This window comes from Paenibacillus sp. KS1 (assembly GCF_001680695.1).
In the GTDB taxonomy this organism is placed as follows: Bacteria; Bacillota; Bacilli; order Paenibacillales; family Paenibacillaceae; genus Paenibacillus_B; species Paenibacillus_B suaedae.
Genome location: NZ_MAIS01000394.1, coordinates 1 through 235, shown reverse-complemented (window position 1 = coordinate 235; position 235 = coordinate 1). Strand labels below are relative to the sequence as shown.

The 235-nt window shown below is 57.0% G+C and carries 1 protein-coding gene; it reads left to right on the top strand.

What is annotated here, in order from left to right; all coding sequences use genetic code 11:
- The coding region (locus BBG47_RS28785) for a hypothetical protein (RefSeq protein WP_139070871.1) at positions 1-235 on the top strand (235 nt) is incomplete at both ends.

Here is a 235-nt window from a genome sequence, read left to right as displayed (position 1 = left end):
GAAACGCTGCGGGCGATTCCGCAAAAAGGGATCGGCTACGGCCTCCTGCGATATATGTCCGCGTCGGATGAGGCAAAGTGGGCGTGCGATCCTGACATTTCATTCAACTATTTGGGACAGTTCGATCAGGATTTGGAGCACAGTTCGCTGCGAATCTCGCCGCTTTCTACGGGCGAGGCAATAAGCGGAAGAAGGCAGCGTGCGGCGGCACTGGAATGCAACGGCATGATCGCGG